Raw genomic sequence first — 17,366 nt, 5'->3', positions numbered from 1 at the left:
TTATGATGAATAGAACAAACAATATACGCGTACTTGTAACTGCACTTCTATTGGCCATTAGTGCCCCGGGAGTTGCTAAAAATGCGACTTTTGAGAAAGTTTGCCAGTCTTGTCATACCGGTGGATTTAAAGGATGGGTCTCTGGCGCTCCGGATGTGAATGATAAAGAGGCCTGGGGTAAATATCATGGACGACACACCCATGACGAGATGCGTGACATTGTCATGAACGGACTAAATGATCACGAACTGAAGGGAGGGTGCTCAAAGTGTACTGATGAAGACATTAACAGCGCAATTGATTATATCTTACAAATAACAAGCGAATAAGGAGCCTGTTATGAAGAGATATTCACCGGTTATTGTTGTATTGCATTGGTTACTGGCCATTGCTTTATTCGTCGCTTTATATATGGGGAATGATATTGCTTCATTGTCCAATGATCTGGACTTGAAGGTGGATCGACTAGCGGTACACATGGTAGCAGGTATGTTCATTGGAGGTGCCTTTTTTGCTCGAGTCCTGCTTAAGATTTTTCTCTCATCAACAGGTAACAACGATGAGTTAAAAACGTTGGATAAAACAGCAAGAGTTTTTCACAACCTATTATACATTACTGTATTTGGCGTTGTTCTAACCGGAGTTGGCACCGCGATTCAAATAGACATGCAATCTGTATTGCAACAGGGTACCACTTTACCAGAGTCACTTTCGGATTTACCTATACGCAGAGTTCACGGAGTTCTAACTAAAGTGCTTGTTGTAATGGTCGCATTTCATATTTTAGCAGCTCTATACCACCAATTTATCGTTAAAGATAATTTGTTCTCTAAAATGTGGTTTGGCAAAGCCAAAGATCAATAAAATCAAAAGTCAGATTTTATGAATGTTAAAAACCAAATTAGAAGTGCTGGAAGGCCTTGTGGGAAAATAAACTCAAGAAATGAAATTCTAAACGCAACTAAATTGCTGTGCTTATCAAAAAACAGAGTTCAAATTACCACTCGACTTATATCTGATAGTTCTGGTTTTAACGTTTCGCTTATTCGTTACTACTTCGGCAATAAGGACGGACTAATTCAGGCTATGCTTCAAGAGCAACTAGAAGGATTTAATGTTCGGATACAGCGTGTAATAAGCCAAGATGTGCCTTCCGTACCCGGGAGCATCATACAAAAGTGTTTTATTGACGCATCAAAAGACGTCGAAACGATAGCACTGATTGTAAGACTAACAGGGAACACACTGGATGATGAAAACTATCTGGAATCAGTAAAGCATATTCGTGAGTATTTTTATCACTCTATACAGAAGGTGATAAAACATGACCGCTATTTTTCATTTGATGAAAGGAAAAATATCAATAGCCAAATGAGTACTTTTATTAACTTACTGCTTTCTCCATTCGTTAATAACTCAATTGATATAAATGCTCCTACTATCGAAGAACAACAAAGAAATAATTACGAAATATTAACCGCAATAATTAGGGATAAGAAGCTATAAGCCAACTTACTTCTCTATTAGATATCGTTGCAACCAAGTTAATGTTTATTATTCAACCCTTACGGAGAGCTTATAATGAAGCTATCTAATATTGCATTACTATTAACTTTATCAGCTACTAGTTTATTAGGATGCAATCCATCAGATACCCAGAAAAACATCGACCTCGTTAGACCAGTGAAGTTGATAAAAGCGGACAACCTGATTAACCCTCATCGACGCAGTTTTCCTGCCAGAATAGAAGCAAACCAGAAAGCGGATCTTGCTTTTCGTATATCTGGAGAGCTAACCACACTCCCACTGTTGGAAGGCCAAGAAGTGAGCAAGGGCAATGTACTTGCAGAGCTCGATAGTCGCGACGCAAAAAATAATTTACTTCTCAGAGAAGCTGACTTCGAGCTATCTGACGCTGATTATCGACGCAAGAAAGAACTGTATACAAAAAAACTAATCTCAAAAGCAGAATACGACACGGCAAAAGCCAAGTTAAAATCCGCTCAAGCTAACCTTGCTAGTGCTCGAGATCAACTAAGTTACACTAAGTTGCTCGCGCCGTTCAGCGGTGTGGTCGCTAGTCGAATCATTGATAACTATCAAACCGTTCAGGCCGGCCAGACGATTTTGTCACTGCATCGAAACGACGTTGTAGATGTGGTTATCCAAGTACCCGAATCATTTGTACAAGAAGTAAACGCCAAGCTAAAGTCGGGTATTAAGTTTAGTCCAAGTGTAAAGTTTACGGCTTATCCGAGCATGTCTTACCCCGTTACTTTTAAAGAGTCTTCCACCCAAGTCAGCTCTGGAACGCAATCTTATAAGACGGCTTTTGTCTTGAAGCAACCGGAGGAATTTGACGCTTTACCAGGCATGAGTGCAGAGCTAAGTATTGATTTTTCATCCACTAATTTCTCCATGGGTACTATGGTTCTACCTGCATCGGCAATTGGAATGAGTGATAACAGTGCAGAGAGCATAGTTTGGCTATTTGATAACAGTACAGGAACCGTGAACTCATCTGTTGTCACGTTAGGCCAGGTTCGATCAAATGGAATCGAAGTGCTCAACGGTATTAGTCCGGGAGATCAGGTTGTTGCAGTTGGGGTTCAGCACCTAAAAGAGGGAATGCGAGTCAAACCACTTAAATGGGAACGTGGAGTGTAATATATGAACATTGCCGAGTACACGATTCGCCACAAAGTGGTTAGCTGGATGTTTGCCTTACTCTTGTTGATAGGAGGTAGTGGTGCTTTTTTTGGACTAGGACAATTGGAATTTCCTGAGTTTACGATTAAAAACGCCTTGGTGATAACAAGCTACCCTGGTGCAAGTGCAGAACAAGTCGAAGAAGAGGTGACCTTAAAGCTTGAAGATGCCATCCAGCAACTTGATGCTGTTAAGCATATTACGTCTATTAACAGCGCTGGTTTGTCTCAAATAGAGGTAACGATAAAAGATAATTACGATAAATCTGATCTTCCACAAGTTTGGGATGAGGTTCGACGTAAAGTAAATGACAAGTCGAGAGAGTTGCCTACTGGTTCGATGCCCCCAAAAGTAATTGATGACTTTGGTGATGTATACGGCATTCTTTTCAATATTTACGGAGAGGGTTATAGCTATCGTGAGCTACAAAACTACGCTGACTTTTTGAGGCGAGAGTTGGTACTGGTTCCTGGTGTTAAGAAAGTGTCTGTCGCAGGTATGATCCCAGATCAAATCGTAGTTGAGATCTCACAACAAAAACTCACTGCATTAGGTTTGGACCAAAACTATATTTATGGGTTGATAACCAGCCAGAACGTGGTGTCTAATGCCGGCAGCGTACTTGTTGGTAAGAATCGCGTTCGAATTCATCCAACTGGAGAATTCCAGAGTGTTGAAGAAATGGAGCGTTTACTCGTCAGTCCCCCGGGAAGTAGTGAACTCGTTTATCTTGGTGACATTGCTAAAGTTTATAAGTCTCTGACTGAAACTCCTTCAGTGCTTTATCATGCTAATGGTAAGAAAGCCATTTCCATGGGTATTTCATTTGGTACCGGTGTCAATGTCGTAGAAGTCGGAGAGTTAGTTGAACAACGACTTTTGGAACTTGATGAAAATAGACCTATTGGGGTTCAGTTAGATACGGTCTACAACCAAAGTAAAATGGTTGATAACACGATTCAAGGTTTTCTGTTGAATCTAGCCGCTTCTGTAGGCATCGTGATTGTCGTATTACTTGTGTTCATGGGTGTTCGCTCTGGATTGTTGATGGGCACGGTACTGCTGTTAACCATTTTAGGTACATTCATCATCATGAACATCATGGGGATTCAGCTTCAAATTATCTCTCTTGGTGCGTTAATTATTGCTTTGGGCATGTTAGTTGATAACGCTATCGTGGTTACGGAAGGCATTTTGATTGGTTTGCAACGTGGACAAACCCGTTTACAGGCTGCCATGTCGGTTGTAAAGCAAACACAATGGCCCTTATTAGGGGCAACAATCATCGCCATTATCGCTTTCGCTCCTATAGGGCTATCGGAAACAGGTGCAGGAGAGTTCTGTAACTCGCTATTCAAAGTACTCATGATTTCACTGTTTATCAGTTGGATCACGGCTATGACGCTGACACCATTCATTTGTCACACATTGTTTAAAGAGCAGACTGATACTGAAAACGGAGACTTAACTCAGGTTGATCCGTATAAAGGCTGGTTTTTCACCTTGTATAGAGCATTCTTGAAACTTGCGGTTCGATTCAGGGGCCTCACAATCGCATTGATCATTGCTGCTCTTGTCGCATCCGTTATGAATTTTGGACTCATCAAAAATGTGTTTTTTCCAGCATCAAATACCCCGGTATTTTTTGTTGATGTTTGGCTACCAGAAAGTACCGACATATTAGCCACTGAGGAATTTATTTCTTCTTTGGAGACGAAACTATTGGTAGCCAATAAAGATCAGAATCTTGGAATTTTGTCCCTCACTTCGGTCATTGGTCAGGGAATGCAACGCTTTGTTTTGCCATATGTTCCAGAAAAAGGTTATGCCGCGTATGCTCAGGTGTTAGTTGAAATGGATAGCCTTGAAACCATCGTACAAAAGCTGCCCCTGATACAAAGCCACTTGCGAGAAAACTTCCCAGAGGCTCAGTTTAGAATAAAACGCCTTGAAAATGGACCCACTCCTGCAGCAAAACTGGAAGCAAGATTTTATGGTGATGACCCACAGGTTTTACGCAGTCTTGCCGCTAAGGCAAAAGCCATTTTTGATGCAGAACCTACTGCTGATAACATTCGGCATACATGGCGAAACAAGGTAAGTCTTGTTCGACCTAGTATTTCTGAAGCTCAAGCGAGGGAAGCAGGCATTAGCAAACAAGATATAGATAATGCGTTGTTAGTGAACTTCAGTGGTAAAACAGTTGGTACATATCGTGAAACGAGTCATTTGCTGCCTATCGTAGCTAGAGCTCCTAAGGATGAACGCCTGGACGCTGACAGCATGTGGAAGTTACAAGTATGGAGCACTAAGTCGAACGCATTTGTCCCAATGGAGCAACTTGTATCAGGGTTTGATACTCAATGGGAAGACCCTTTGATAATCCGACGTGATCGTAAGCGCATGATTTCTGTATTTTCAGATCCGGAGCTTTCTAGTGGAGAGACTGCAGATTCAGTGTTGAAAAAGATTAGGCACAATGTGGAAAGTATCGAATTGCCAGATGGTTATGAGCTTGAGTGGGGTGGAGAATACGAAACCTCTATGGAGGCGAAAGTTTCCGTATTTGGCTCTCTACCTGCAGGCTATTTAGTGATGTTTATCATTACAGTACTCTTATTTAACTCTGTTCGTCAACCATTGGTCATTTGGTTCACGGTCCCATTGGCCATCATCGGAATGGTAGCTGGATTGCTTCTGTTTAACGCTCCATTTAGCTTTATGGCGCTACTAGGCTTACTTAGTTTAACTGGAATGGTGATAAAAAATGGTATCGTACTTGTTGACCAAATTAATGTCGAACTGGCTTCAGGTAAAGACGCTTATTTGGCCGTGATTGATTCTTCTGTCAGTCGTGTACGTCCCGTATTAATGGCAGCAATAACAACGATGCTTGGTATGCTTCCGTTGATAAACGATGCCTTTTTTAGCTCAATGGCAATAACCATTATATTTGGTTTAGGGTTTTCCTCTTTGTTGACATTAGTGGTTCTGCCTGTTGCGTATACTTTCTTGTTTGGTATTAAGTCTTTCCCTGAATCCCAAGTCGAACCATTAGACATACTTGCTAAATAAGTCCCAAAACAATAACCCAAATCCAGAGTCAATCATGGCTCTGGATTGTACGAACTTAGTGTTACATCGATACAGCTATTTTGCTGAGTTCTCAATTAATTCTATTTGAAAGTACAAAATACTAGTTTAATGAGGCCGATTATGAAGTGTAGACCTTGTCCTTTTTGTGGAAGTAATAATCTATCCATCGAATCCTTGCAATCAGCATGGGGCTGTGTCAACAAAGAGATGCATGTAGTGTGCAATGACTGCGCAGCTTCTGCTCCAGTATATGTTTGGAATCCAGACAACATAAATCGTAACCCATCTACACACGATTTAATGAATGAACGTTATGACAATAAGTAACGTTACTCATATGCAAAGAAGAACTCGAGGAAAGAGAAGCCTAGAAGAGAGCCACCAAACTAAAGAGCAAATATTAATGTCGGCTATCCAGTTGTTTTGCGAAAAAGGTTATGAAGTAACAAGTATAAGAAAAATTAGCCAGGCTAGCATGGTTGCGCATAGTTGCATTTCGCACCATTTTGGAAGCAAAGAACAACTTTGGTTAGACATCGGTGATTACATTTATGCCTACATGGTTGAAGAAGTGAGGGCACTGGATGCGTACCTACAAAAAGAAAAGTGTTCCAAAAAGAAAGTATACTTGTTTTCTGTGCATGTCATTGCGCTGTTAATTCGCTACCCCATACCGATAAAATATATGTCAGAAGCGATGCGTATTCTTGACCATCTTGAAAATCCTTTCAGAGGTGAAGTTGGTGAAGCTACAAAAGTTATTTCGCCGATTCTTTGTAGGTTTGATGAAATGAACTCACACTTTGGTGAGAGTATGCTCGACTTAAAATGGATACTCATTTCAAGCTGCTACACAGGTGCAAACTTAACGTTATTGTCTGGAATCAGCCAAAGATTTGTTAAAAATATGGAAGTTCAACACTGGAAGCTATATAGCAAAATTATTGCTGATTATTGTGAGCTTGATGATTCTGAACAAATGTCTCTCGAAGAGATTGATGACCTGATTTTATATCTGTCTCACCCACTGAGAAGCACAGAGTTTTCTACGGAATGTTAGATTGGCTTTGCTGTAGAATAGTATTTCTTCAACTGGATGAAGGTTAATACTTTTTTAGTGTTGTCAGAGTGAGCTCTAACTCATCTCTGGAAAGTTTTCTCGCCCCTTCTTGAGCCCACGAAAGCTGTTTGATATATAGCGATTGGTAAATACAAAACCCTTTCTCAGTTAAACCTATAAGGCTAGATGTTTTGTGGTTTGGGTTTTTTTCTACCAACAACAAACCATCTTTTTTCATTGCGTTAACTAGTCTTTGAACGGCTTGACGGCTCTGGCCGATTTTCCGGCCTATTTGTGGAACTGTCAGTGGGCCTTCGGTTCTTACAATCGCACCCATGACTTTCCATCGTGCACTACTGAGACCAAATTCTTTAGCGAGTTGATCTCCTTCTATCGTTAATAATCCATTTAGCCGAAAAATCTCCCAAATAGCTTTTGTAAAGATCTCTCCAGTTTCTGTTTTTGGCATACTTTTATCCGGTAAACTGTGAATGCACCCATAGTGACAACATGTTGCTAATTATATATGTAAAAGTTTTCGGATAAAACACTTAATTTTCCTCAAATAACAGTATGAGCACTGCCATTTAGACGATTGGATAATGCTAGTAAAATAAACTAATCAATTGACTTAAAAAGATTTAGAAGATGGATTTGGTCAACGATACTTCCCACGAGTAAGGGAGTTATTTTCCTATAACAAGAATATCTTTGGTCAATCCTGATTGCCACGTTATCAACGAGTCATGTACTTATATGTTAACTAAGCAAGATAAAATCATATACTTAGGTAGGGAACTATAGAGTAATTGAGTCCCGGAATAGATCAGCTTATAGATGTATGCCGAAACATATTTCATGCATTCGTTCTTAATAGAATACTTGTCTTTTTAATGTGTATAAAACGAACTTGTTGGCAAAACCAGCGATGCACGAAACTGTCCATAATCGTTCACGGACAACATCTCGACAAAGAGCCTAGCACTGCATTTTTCAGTACTAAAACTTATCCGAAGGGTAGATTCTGCCTCTGACCGTTAAATGACTTTTGTCCAGAAATGTGCCAGAACCAAAAATAGGCAGTTACATACAACCAGAAAAAAAATTCAAACATTATAGTCAGAATTAAAGACTTAGTTGCTTACCGGCAGAAATAAGTATTTAAAAACAAAAAAGCCAGCTCATAAGATAAGCTGGCTTTCATCTGTTCAGGTACGGCTATTATAGAACCGCAGCAATACCTTTACACAGTGGGCCCATGTTTGCTTTTGTCATGCCGGCAACGCTGATACGACCTGAACCTACGATATAGATACCGAATTCGCTCTTCAGTTTTTCTACCTGATCTTTTGTCAGACCAGAGAAAGAGAACATACCGTTCTGGCGCTCGATAAAGCTAAAGTCCGCTTCAACACCTTCTTCTTTCAGTGTCGCTACGAACAACTCACGCATCTCTTTGATGCGTACACGCATTTCTGCAACTTCTTCTTCCCATTCCGCGCGAAGCTCAGGGCTGTTCAGGATATGAGTTACAACGGCACTACCGTGTGCTGGTGGGTTAGAGTAAACAGAACGGATAATTGCTTTAACTTGTGAGAATGCTGTAACAGCAACGCCCTGATCTTCTGCAACTAATGTAAATGCACCAACGCGCTCGTTGTAAAGGCCGAAGTTTTTAGAGAAAGAGCTCGCGATAAGCATTTCTTTATTGTGCTGAGCAAAGATACGTAAGCCTTTCGCATCTTCTTCAACGCCAGTAGCAAAACCTTGATACGCAAAGTCGAATAGTGGAAGTAATGACTTTTCAGCACATAGCTTAGCCAGAGTTTCCCACTCTTCCGGTGTTGGGTCGATACCTGTTGGGTTGTGACAGCATCCGTGCAGAAGGATTACGTCACCAGGCTGAGCGTTTTGTAGATCAGCGACCATTGCATCGAAATCTTTCTCTTTAGTTTCAGCGTTGTAGTAAGTGTACTGAAGCGTTTCAAGTCCAGCTGCAGTAAACACACCATTGTGGTTTGCCCAAGTTGGGTTGCTCATCCATAAACGAGGGGCACCTAACTGGCGTTTGATAAATTCACCTGCAACGCGCAGTGCACCAGTACCACCAGGTGCTTGTGCTGTTTTAGCGCGCTTAGAAGCAATGATTTCTGCATCTGCACCGAATAGCAGCTTTTGAACCGCTAGTCCGTACTCAGCTGTACCTTCGATGGTTAGGTATGATTTTGTTTTTTCTGTTTCTAAAAGTGCTGCTTCTGCTTTTTTAACAGTAGCCAGAACAGGGGTAGTACCTTGCTCGTCTTTGTAGATACCAGCACCAAGGTTAATCTTCTCAGCGCGAGGGTCATTTTTAAATGCCTCAGTAAGGCCCATGATTGGATCTGCCGGAGCAGCAGCGACTTTTTCAAACATAATACATTCATCCATGTGTTAATAACGGTAACTCTGGTATTTATACCTGTATGAACAGTTTGTGACAACCGCTAAAAAACACAAAAGTTGAATTTATTTTAATTTGGAAAGAGATCATGACTTAAGTCAGTTATTTACTAACTTAAGTCATCAAAAATATGGATAAAAATAATTAAGAACTTAAAATTCACGAACCTCAAGCCTGAGCTTCAGTTTTATCACTCTTGTCCTTATGTCTAGCGGCGATATCTACAAAGCTAGATTCGACGGATAGGAACGCCTCAACCACTTCTGGGTCGAAGTGAGTACCTGAACCTTCTAAGATGATTTGCTTCGCCTTTTCATGACTAAATGCAGGTTTATAGACTCTTTTCGAGATTAAGGCATCGTAAACATCAGCCAAAGCCATTAAGCGACCTGACAACGGGATTTCTTCTCCGGAAAGTTTGTTTGGATACCCCGAGCCATCCCATTTCTCGTGGTGGGTTAGGGCGATTTCTCTCGCTAGCCTTAGGAAGGAACTGCTACCAAGCTGATCTTCGGCCATAGCCAGCGCTTCCGCACCAATATTCGGATGCTGTTTCATGGTGTCAAATTCTTCATCAGTCAGTTTTCCAGGCTTAAGTAGAACACTGTCAGGTATGCCTACTTTACCGACATCGTGAAGTGGAGCCGACTTATACAGCAGATCGATGTAATTATGATTGAGTAGCTCGCGATGTTTGTCATTGGTCGACATGTCTTCTGCAAGTGCTTTAACGTACTCTTGTGTACGTAGAATATGTGCACCAGTTTCATTGTCGCGGGATTCAGCGAGTGCAGACAGGCCGATGATAGCAGCATCGCGGGTGATCTGAATTTCATCCTGACTCTCTTCAAGTGAGTCAAGCATGTTGTTTGTCATTGATGCAACGGCTCCCAGCTCATCATTTGAATAAACAGGCAGTCGTTGAGAAATTTGTCCGGCAGTCACCAGTTCAAGGGCGCTTTCGTGACCCGAAAGAATCCTCTTCATCAAAGTGCTCCAGAGCATCATGATGTAAATCGAGTATCCGATAAGAACTGACGAGATATAGATAAACTCTTTGATCACACTAATTTGGCCAGAGCCATCCAATAGATACATTGGATTGTGCTGAAGCCAGTAAACGTCTTTAACTGCAATCATAGTCAGAGTAACCGTTAAAGAGATAAGAAGTACCAAGACCAGTGTTATCGCTTGTTTAACCATCGACTGACGCTCACCTTGAGCATTTTCCACTGAGGCAAGGTTGTTTTCGATGGAATCCAGTAGGAAGATCTTTGATTTTAACTCTAAAACAAACCCGGTCAGGAACCCAAAGATGGTCATGCCAAATAAAACTTTGGCATTGCTGTCGATAGGAAATTCGTAGGCGACGGAATAATAAATCGCTAACGGAATGCTGAATGCAAAAAACAAGATACTGTCTAGCTTCGCCAGGCTGTTAAAACCAAAAAAGCCGCCTTTTGTGGAAGCGTAGTGTCTCACTGCGAACAGAGCAGTGAAGATGCCTCCGGTTTGGAGCATGATGTCGCCATAAGTAAGTGTCGCAAGAAAGGGGCAGACGCGGCCACCATAAGTTCCGTATAACACTGCAGCGATCAGGTAGAAGAGGAAAGTTTGTCGAGCATCGTATTTCATTTTAATCATGGTTACTGGCCTGATACCTGAAATTCTATTTTATTATTAGTTAACTATATCTATGTGACCACAAATCATAACTTAAAATTTCGTATCAATAGATGAGTAATTAAAATACTTTGAAGTTGGGCTGCCATAAAAGCGCTATAAGAATTTAAATAGAAGTCGCTCTAGGTTCGAACTTATTGATCTAATAGAAGATAAAAAAAGAGCCGCTAAAAGCGACTCTGATAAAAGGTTAGGTCTTAAGCTGAACTTAGAAGTTTGCGCTACGTGGTGTACGTGGGAATGGAATAACGTCACGAACGTTAGCCACACCTGTTACGTAAGAAACCAGGCGCTCGAATCCAAGACCGAAACCAGAGTGAGGAACTGTGCCGTAACGACGTAGGTCGCGGTACCAGTTCATGTGTTCTGGGTCGATACCAATTTCACGCATGCGATTGTCTAATACATCCAGACGCTCTTCACGCTGAGAACCACCGATGATTTCACCGATGCCAGGTGCCAGTACATCCATTGCTGCTACTGTTTTACCGTCATCGTTCAGACGCATGTAGAATGCTTTGATGTCTTTAGGGTAGTTTTTCACGATTACTGGCGCTTTGAAGTGCTCTTCAGCAAGGTAACGCTCATGCTCAGAAGACATATCGATACCCCATTCAACAGGGAACTCGAACTCTTTACCTGAATCAAGAAGAATCTGAATGGCATCTGTGTAATCAACCTGAGCGAAGTCTGAATCTACAAACTTCTCAAGGCGCGTGATCGCGTCTTTGTTGATACGTTGAGCGAAGAACTCAAGATCGTCACGACGCTCTTCAAGAACCGCTTTAAATACGTACTTAAGCATATCTTCAGATAGCTTTGCCACATCATCTAGATCAGCAAATGCCACTTCAGGCTCAACCATCCAGAACTCCGCCAGGTGGCGGCTGGTGTTTGAGTTTTCAGCACGGAAAGTCGGGCCAAAAGTATAAACTTTGCTTAGTGCACAAGCATACGTTTCAGCGTTAAGTTGACCAGATACCGTCAGGAACGTCTCTTTACCAAAGAAGTCTTCGTTGTAATCAACGTCGCCTTTTTCAGTGCGAGGAAGGTTTTCCATATCCAGTGTAGAAACGCGGAACATCTCACCAGCGCCTTCTGCATCAGATGCAGTGATCAGCGGAGCAGATACCCAGTAGTAACCTTGCTCGTGGTAGAAGCGGTGAATTGCCTGAGACAGACAGTTACGAACACGTGCAACCGCACCGATTACGTTAGTACGCGGGCGAAGGTGTGCGACTTCACGAAGATACTCAATAGAATGACGAGTTTTTGCCATTGGGTAAGTATCTGCGTCTTCAACCCAACCAACCACTTTCACAGCCGTCGCAGCAAGTTCGAAGTCCTGCCCTTTGGCCGGAGACTCAACGATTTTACCCGTTACTTCTACAGAGCAGCCTGTAGTTAGCTTAAGTACTTCGCTTTCGTAATTATTCAGTTCATTAGGGACCACGGCCTGAATCGGGTCGAAACAAGAGCCGTCATAGATGGCAAGGAAAGAGATTCCGGCTTTGGAATCACGACGTGAACGAATCCAGCCGCGTACAGTGACTTCACTGTCTACAGCTAATTTACCGCTCAGCACGTCAGTTACAGGCGCGTAAGTCATGTTATTAATGTTCTCCATTGGGATTATTTACCTTAAGAGGAAGCAGATGCAGAAATTACCTTCTGGTTCTCTTCTTGAGGCTCGAAACTTTTATACAAAGCGCAATATTACCTGTGAAACAGATAGCTTCAAGAGAAAATATGAAATATTCGATAATTTGTAAGGAATTAAGCGTAGATAAGGATGTAACCGTCGCTAAACATGTTATCCAATGCGCTTTCTCAGAATATGTTGTGGCCCGGCGTCGCCACCATAGTACATCTTTTCACTATCGAGAAATCCAGCTTTGACGTAAGCGCTATAGGCATTGCGATTCTTCTTGTTTACCGTCAGACAAAGGGAATTGTAGTCCGGATAAGCGCCATAGAGGTAATTGAACAGTTTCTTAAGTGCTTCAACCGCGTAGCCTTTACCTTGATGTTTCTGATCGATGACCAGGTTACGCAGACCTAGCTCCTTTTGCTCGGTGAAGGTGTACTCTTTTGAGTAGGCTTTGTCCAGCATGAAAAAACCGACCAGTTCAGAGCCTTGATTGACCACATAAAACTCATGTTCGGGTTTACGGTCATGATAGAGATCTGAAAAGCTGGTTACATAAGGCTTCTGTTCTTCCGAAACCGTCATGTCCATCAGTATTGAGTAATCTTTTAATTTTGCTTTTCTGATTGTGATCATCCGGTTCACCACGCTTTTAACACTTTGGTTTTACAACAAGTTTAAATCAATAACCGTATTAGAGCTAGCGTTGGTTTTCGTACAAGAGTTGAAGCTGCATCGCCTGTATGATCTGAGCCGTAACTCCCCAGATGAAGTGATGCTTATAGGGGATGGCAAATACGCGATGGTTAACACCCTTGATATTAAATTTCTGGCTATAAAGTTGCTGTATATCAAACAGGTGTGATGCAGGTACCTCGAACACCGAAGCGACTTCATTGGGATCAATGACAGGTTCATAATCCGGTGACACCAATCCTATTACAGGCGTAACATCGAATCGGCTAATAGTGATCAGGGGGGGGAGGGTGCCTACCACTTCTATCATAGATGCAGAAATGCCAATTTCTTCTTCGGCTTCACGTATTGCAGTATCAGCGAGTGTCGAGTCATCCTCCTCCTGTTTTCCGCCGGGAAAACTAATTTGGCCTGGGTGATGTCTCAAATGTATCGCTCTTTTGGTCAGAATAACGTTGAGTCCGTTTTCTCTTTCCACGCAACCAATGAGCACAGCAGCATTTCGAAGTTTTGCCCGATCAAAGCCAGCCACTCGCTCAAGCCCCTCGCTGTGATACTCAACAGGTTGGTTTAGTAAAAAGCTTGAGAGAAACTGACTTTTATTCATTTATGCACCTTGTTTTAGTATTGGAAGAATTTTACTCAGCTTATCGTAGGTTTCCTGATATTCAGATTGCCACTGACTATCCGCAACAATACCTCCTCCGGCCCAAGCATAGATTTTCTGCTGATGTGCGATAAGCGTTCGTATAGTGATGCTTGAATCCATTTTTCCACAACGGCTGATATAGCCGATGCTGCCGCAATAAACACTTCTCCGGTGTGGTTCCAGTTCTTCGATAATTTCCATTGCTCTTACTTTAGGAGCACCAGTAATTGAACCTCCAGGGAAGCAGGCTCTGAGCAAGTCGCAAGCACTGTAGTTAATATCTAGTTTAGCCTCTATTGTGCTAACCAGGTGATGAACCGCTGGAAAACTCTCTATTTCAAACAGATGCGGCACTTTAACGGTACCTGCTTTTGCCACTCGGCCTATGTCATTTCGAAGCAGGTCGACTATCATCAAATTTTCCGCCTGATCTTTTTCAGCATTTTGGAGCTCTAGTGCTATCAGACTGTCCTTCTTTGCTTCTGAGTGTCTGGGTCTGGTACCTTTGATTGGCTTTGTTTCAATCTTGCCTTCATTTAACTGAAGGAATCTTTCGGGTGATAAGCTAAGAATCGCGCCATGTTCTGTTCTGATAAAAGCAGAGAATGGAGCCTTGTTCGCTTTTTCTAATTTAAGATAGGCATCCCATTCATTACCATGATATTTGGCTGAGAATCTTTGCGTAAGGTTTATCTGATAACAGTCACCGGAAAGCAGATATTCATGAATAGATTCAATATTTTGCTGATATTCTTTCTCCAACATGTTAGAACACCAGTCAGATTGAAGCTGGAATGGTGTCTCATGCTCAGGGGCGAACAATTGTTGGTCCATTAACCAGGTGTGTTTTGAATCAATATTCAGTCCGACAAGTGTTGCGCGCTGCAATTTGTGATCGACAATCAGTGCCCAGTCATAGATACCGATAGCCATGTCTGGTACATCGATGTCATGGATGGCATCAGCTGGAAGTTTTTCTACGCGACGACCTAAATCGTAAGAGAAGTAACCCAAAGCCCCGCCAATAAATGGAAGCGCTTCTACTGGTTCTTGGTTGGGCAAATATTTGTCGATATATTGTTCAACCAGAGTAAACGGGTCCTCGAAGGATTCTCCCTTTGAGTTTGGTGAGCGCAAGTGACTGATGTCACCCAACGTTTCGATAGTCGCAACGGGATTCGCCACAAGGATATCGTAGCGGTTATCAGGGTGTTCTTCTGACGCTGAACGCAGGAGCATAGCCCATGGAATATGGGAAATAGGGGCGAAGAGTTGATTCGCTATTTCAGAAGAGTACTCAAGGTTTCGGATTTCTAACTTGTGATTTGGATTGTTATTCATTTGTATAAACTGTGACAGGGAACCTAAAACACTGCGTAGCGCACAATGCTGAGCAAGAGTATCATAAATCTAGCTTTAAACATCTAACTTGTTCGGTTCCATGAAGGAATATATGAGAACAAAAACAACAACTATAAGAGGGAAGCAATGACCGTAATCCAGAAACAGGACCTCATCAGTAGTGTTGCTGATGCCCTACAGTACATTTCTTACTATCATCCTCTCGATTTTGTTAAAGCTTTGGAAAAAGCTTATGAAAAAGAGCAAAGTCAGGCGGCTAAGGATGCTATCGCTCAAATTCTAATTAACTCACGTATGTCTGCAGAAGGTCACCGACCTATATGTCAGGATACGGGTATCGTAACTTGCTTTGTTAAAATTGGTATGCAGGTTCAGTGGGATAGTGACCTGACTGTTCAGCAAATGGTTGACGAAGGGGTAAGACAAGCTTACACCAACCCGGACAATCCATTACGCGCTTCCGTTCTTGCTGACCCAGCAGGTAAGCGTACGAACACCAAAGATAACACGCCTGCTGTTGTTCATATTGATATGGTTCCAGGCGATAAAGTCGAAGTTCAGATTGCTGCCAAGGGTGGTGGTTCTGAAAACAAAACCAAGATGGTTATGCTAAACCCATCCGATGATATTGCTGAATGGGTTGAAAAAACCGTGCCACTGATGGGAGCGGGCTGGTGCCCTCCAGGTATGCTGGGTATTGGCATCGGCGGTACTGCAGAGAAAGCGGCAGTACTGGCAAAAGAATCTTTGATGGAACACATCGATATTCAGGAGCTTATTGACCGTGGCCCACAAAATGCCGAAGAAGAGCTGAGGCTGGATATCTTCAACCGCGTAAACAAGCTGGGTATTGGTGCTCAGGGACTAGGTGGCATGACAACAGTTGTTGATGTCAAGATCAAAACGGCACCAACACATGCGGCATCCAAGCCTGTTTGTATGATCCCTAACTGTGCAGCGACTCGTCACGTACACTTTACTCTTGATGGAACGGGTCCTGCTGATCTTAAGCCACCAAAACTGGAAGATTGGCCTGAGATTACATGGGAAGCGGACGAAAATACTCGTCGTGTGAATCTAGACGAAGTGACCAAAGAAGATGTGCAGGAATGGAAGACAGGTGAAACGGTTCTTCTATCAGGAAAAATTCTGACTGGTCGTGATGCTGCGCACAAACGTATCCAAAGCATGTTGGAAAGTGGTGAAGGGTTACCAGAAGGCGTCGATTTTAATGGCAAGTTTATCTATTACGTAGGCCCAGTTGATGCGGTTGGAGACGAAGTTGTGGGTCCGGCAGGTCCGACGACTTCCACTCGTATGGATAAGTTTACAGATATGATGCTATCTGAGACTGGCTTAACTGGAATGATTGGTAAAGCTGAGCGTGGGCCTGCTGCAATTGAATCCATCAAGAAACACAAAGCGGTGTACTTGATGGCAGTTGGTGGTGCAGCTTACCTTGTAGCTAAAGCGATTAAGAAAGCGCGTGTGGTTGCTTTCGAAGAGCTGGGAATGGAAGCCATTTACGAGTTTGAAGTGGAAGACATGCCCGTAACGGTAGCTGTGGACTCATCTGGCGCCAATGCGCACCAGATAGGACCTGATACCTGGAAGGTTAAAATCGCTGAAGCTGAATAAATTTCTTAAATTTGACATAGCGCGGCAGGTTATGAACGGATTGCCGCGCTAGTTTTTACAAACTAATGTTATAATTTAGGAACTTAACTTTGGATCAATAGATCTTAGGGCATGCCCTATCAACAATAAAAAGGAGTAAAAATGCCTCGCTTTGTTCAGGTTGTGCAGCTTCTGATTGCTATCATCATCGGCTTTTTCTTGATTCGCGATACTATTTTGCACGGTATTGGTATTTATAGTGAAACATGGGTAGTTATCTCTATCGTAAGTACATTGCTTCTTGAGTTAGCACTGTTTGTCATTTACAAACTGATAGAAGATGATTAGTTATTCGACTGACGAATAATTTACTTAGATTTACGAGCGGCCGGTTTATTACTGGCCG

Annotated in this window: 15 protein-coding genes; 8 read left to right on the top strand and 7 right to left on the bottom strand. The window is 42.3% G+C overall.

The features are described from left to right. Nucleotides 1-2 precede the first annotated feature (2 nt). From SNR28_RS18790 to SNR28_RS18765, 6 genes are all read left to right on the top strand, one after another. A complete protein-coding gene (locus tag SNR28_RS18790; protein ID WP_375750074.1) occupies nucleotides 3-329 on the top strand; it encodes a c-type cytochrome in 327 nt (108 codons plus the stop codon). Nucleotides 330-339: 10 nt separating this feature from the next. After that, nucleotides 340-864: a cytochrome b gene (locus tag SNR28_RS18785; RefSeq protein ID WP_375750073.1), complete on the top strand. Its 525-nt coding sequence runs from the start codon at nucleotides 340-342 to the stop codon at nucleotides 862-864. 18 nt (nucleotides 865-882) lie between these two features. Further along, a complete protein-coding gene (locus tag SNR28_RS18780) occupies nucleotides 883-1,506 on the top strand; it encodes a TetR/AcrR family transcriptional regulator (protein WP_375750072.1) in 624 nt (207 codons plus the stop codon). Between the two features lie 75 nt (nucleotides 1,507-1,581). Continuing rightward, complete coding sequence (locus SNR28_RS18775) at nucleotides 1,582-2,667, top strand: efflux RND transporter periplasmic adaptor subunit (RefSeq protein ID WP_375750071.1); 1,086 nt, start codon at nucleotides 1,582-1,584, stop codon at nucleotides 2,665-2,667. A gap of 3 nt (nucleotides 2,668-2,670) precedes the next feature. Then, on the top strand, nucleotides 2,671-5,784 hold the full coding sequence (locus SNR28_RS18770) for an efflux RND transporter permease subunit (protein ID WP_375750070.1): 3,114 nt from the start codon (nucleotides 2,671-2,673) through the stop codon (nucleotides 5,782-5,784). 334 nt (nucleotides 5,785-6,118) lie between these two features. After that, complete coding sequence (locus SNR28_RS18765; protein ID WP_375750069.1) at nucleotides 6,119-6,865, top strand: TetR/AcrR family transcriptional regulator; 747 nt, start codon at nucleotides 6,119-6,121, stop codon at nucleotides 6,863-6,865. Between the two features lie 43 nt (nucleotides 6,866-6,908). Here the strand turns inward: SNR28_RS18765 and SNR28_RS18760 are convergent, their stop codons facing one another. The 7 genes from SNR28_RS18760 to pabB all read right to left on the bottom strand — a co-directional run bounded on the left by SNR28_RS18760 (nucleotide 6,909) and on the right by pabB (nucleotide 15,322). After that, entirely contained in the window at nucleotides 6,909-7,334 is a 426-nt protein-coding gene (locus SNR28_RS18760; RefSeq protein ID WP_375750068.1) for a MarR family winged helix-turn-helix transcriptional regulator, read from the bottom strand. Between the two features lie 752 nt (nucleotides 7,335-8,086). After that, nucleotides 8,087-9,277, bottom strand: coding sequence for an amino acid aminotransferase (locus tag SNR28_RS18755; RefSeq protein WP_375750067.1), 1,191 nt, complete (start codon nucleotides 9,275-9,277; stop codon nucleotides 8,087-8,089). Between the two features lie 196 nt (nucleotides 9,278-9,473). Beyond that, nucleotides 9,474-10,949, bottom strand: a complete 1,476-nt coding sequence (locus SNR28_RS18750) for an HD-GYP domain-containing protein (RefSeq protein WP_375750066.1) — start codon at nucleotides 10,947-10,949, stop codon at nucleotides 9,474-9,476. 247 nt (nucleotides 10,950-11,196) lie between these two features. Next, nucleotides 11,197-12,597 (bottom strand): asparagine--tRNA ligase, encoded by a 1,401-nt coding sequence (gene asnS / locus SNR28_RS18745; protein ID WP_375754118.1) that lies wholly within the window; start codon nucleotides 12,595-12,597, stop codon nucleotides 11,197-11,199. Between the two features lie 204 nt (nucleotides 12,598-12,801). Continuing rightward, nucleotides 12,802-13,272 carry a GNAT family N-acetyltransferase gene (locus tag SNR28_RS18740; RefSeq protein WP_375750065.1) on the bottom strand — a complete coding sequence of 157 codons (471 nt, stop codon included), beginning with the start codon at nucleotides 13,270-13,272 and terminating at the stop codon, nucleotides 12,802-12,804. Between the two features lie 64 nt (nucleotides 13,273-13,336). After that, nucleotides 13,337-13,939: a CoA pyrophosphatase gene (locus SNR28_RS18735; protein WP_375750064.1), complete on the bottom strand. Its 603-nt coding sequence runs from the start codon at nucleotides 13,937-13,939 to the stop codon at nucleotides 13,337-13,339. Next, the gene (pabB, locus tag SNR28_RS18730) at nucleotides 13,940-15,322 is read right to left on the bottom strand and encodes an aminodeoxychorismate synthase component I (RefSeq protein WP_375750063.1); all 1,383 of its coding nucleotides are present in this window, start codon (nucleotides 15,320-15,322) and stop codon (nucleotides 13,940-13,942) included. A gap of 147 nt (nucleotides 15,323-15,469) precedes the next feature. On the opposite strand from pabB, the gene SNR28_RS18725 reads away from it, so the two are divergent. Together SNR28_RS18725 and SNR28_RS18720 are read left to right on the top strand one after the other, a co-directional pair. Continuing rightward, a complete protein-coding gene (locus SNR28_RS18725; protein ID WP_375750062.1) occupies nucleotides 15,470-16,981 on the top strand; it encodes a fumarate hydratase in 1,512 nt (503 codons plus the stop codon). A 141-nt stretch (nucleotides 16,982-17,122) separates the two neighbouring features. After that, nucleotides 17,123-17,308 (top strand): hypothetical protein, encoded by a 186-nt coding sequence (locus tag SNR28_RS18720; protein ID WP_375750061.1) that lies wholly within the window; start codon nucleotides 17,123-17,125, stop codon nucleotides 17,306-17,308. Nucleotides 17,309-17,366: the final 58 nt, after the last annotated feature.

The sequence above is a fragment of the Vibrio iocasae genome (genome assembly GCF_042245395.1).
Taxonomy (GTDB): Bacteria; Pseudomonadota; Gammaproteobacteria; order Enterobacterales; family Vibrionaceae; genus Vibrio; species Vibrio iocasae.
The sequence above is the reverse complement of the archived record's forward strand: the minus strand, read 5'-3'. Positions and strand labels throughout refer to the sequence as shown.

Coding starts and splice junctions, on each gene's coding strand:
- asnS (WP_375754118.1), bottom strand. CDS start 12,597: ATGACTTACGCGCCTGTAACTGACGTGCTGAGCGGTAAATTAGCTGTA.
- SNR28_RS18755 (WP_375750067.1), bottom strand. CDS start 9,277: ATGTTTGAAAAAGTCGCTGCTGCTCCGGCAGATCCAATCATGGGCCTT.
- SNR28_RS18750 (WP_375750066.1), bottom strand. CDS start 10,949: ATGATTAAAATGAAATACGATGCTCGACAAACTTTCCTCTTCTACCTG.
- SNR28_RS18785 (WP_375750073.1), top strand. CDS start 340: ATGAAGAGATATTCACCGGTTATTGTTGTATTGCATTGGTTACTGGCC.
- SNR28_RS18775 (WP_375750071.1), top strand. CDS start 1,582: ATGAAGCTATCTAATATTGCATTACTATTAACTTTATCAGCTACTAGT.
- SNR28_RS18735 (WP_375750064.1), bottom strand. CDS start 13,939: ATGAATAAAAGTCAGTTTCTCTCAAGCTTTTTACTAAACCAACCTGTT.
- pabB (WP_375750063.1), bottom strand. CDS start 15,322: ATGAATAACAATCCAAATCACAAGTTAGAAATCCGAAACCTTGAGTAC.
- SNR28_RS18720 (WP_375750061.1), top strand. CDS start 17,123: ATGCCTCGCTTTGTTCAGGTTGTGCAGCTTCTGATTGCTATCATCATC.
- SNR28_RS18770 (WP_375750070.1), top strand. CDS start 2,671: ATGAACATTGCCGAGTACACGATTCGCCACAAAGTGGTTAGCTGGATG.
- SNR28_RS18725 (WP_375750062.1), top strand. CDS start 15,470: ATGACCGTAATCCAGAAACAGGACCTCATCAGTAGTGTTGCTGATGCC.
- SNR28_RS18765 (WP_375750069.1), top strand. CDS start 6,119: ATGACAATAAGTAACGTTACTCATATGCAAAGAAGAACTCGAGGAAAG.
- SNR28_RS18760 (WP_375750068.1), bottom strand. CDS start 7,334: ATGCCAAAAACAGAAACTGGAGAGATCTTTACAAAAGCTATTTGGGAG.
- SNR28_RS18780 (WP_375750072.1), top strand. CDS start 883: ATGAATGTTAAAAACCAAATTAGAAGTGCTGGAAGGCCTTGTGGGAAA.
- SNR28_RS18790 (WP_375750074.1), top strand. CDS start 3: ATGATGAATAGAACAAACAATATACGCGTACTTGTAACTGCACTTCTA.
- SNR28_RS18740 (WP_375750065.1), bottom strand. CDS start 13,272: ATGATCACAATCAGAAAAGCAAAATTAAAAGATTACTCAATACTGATG.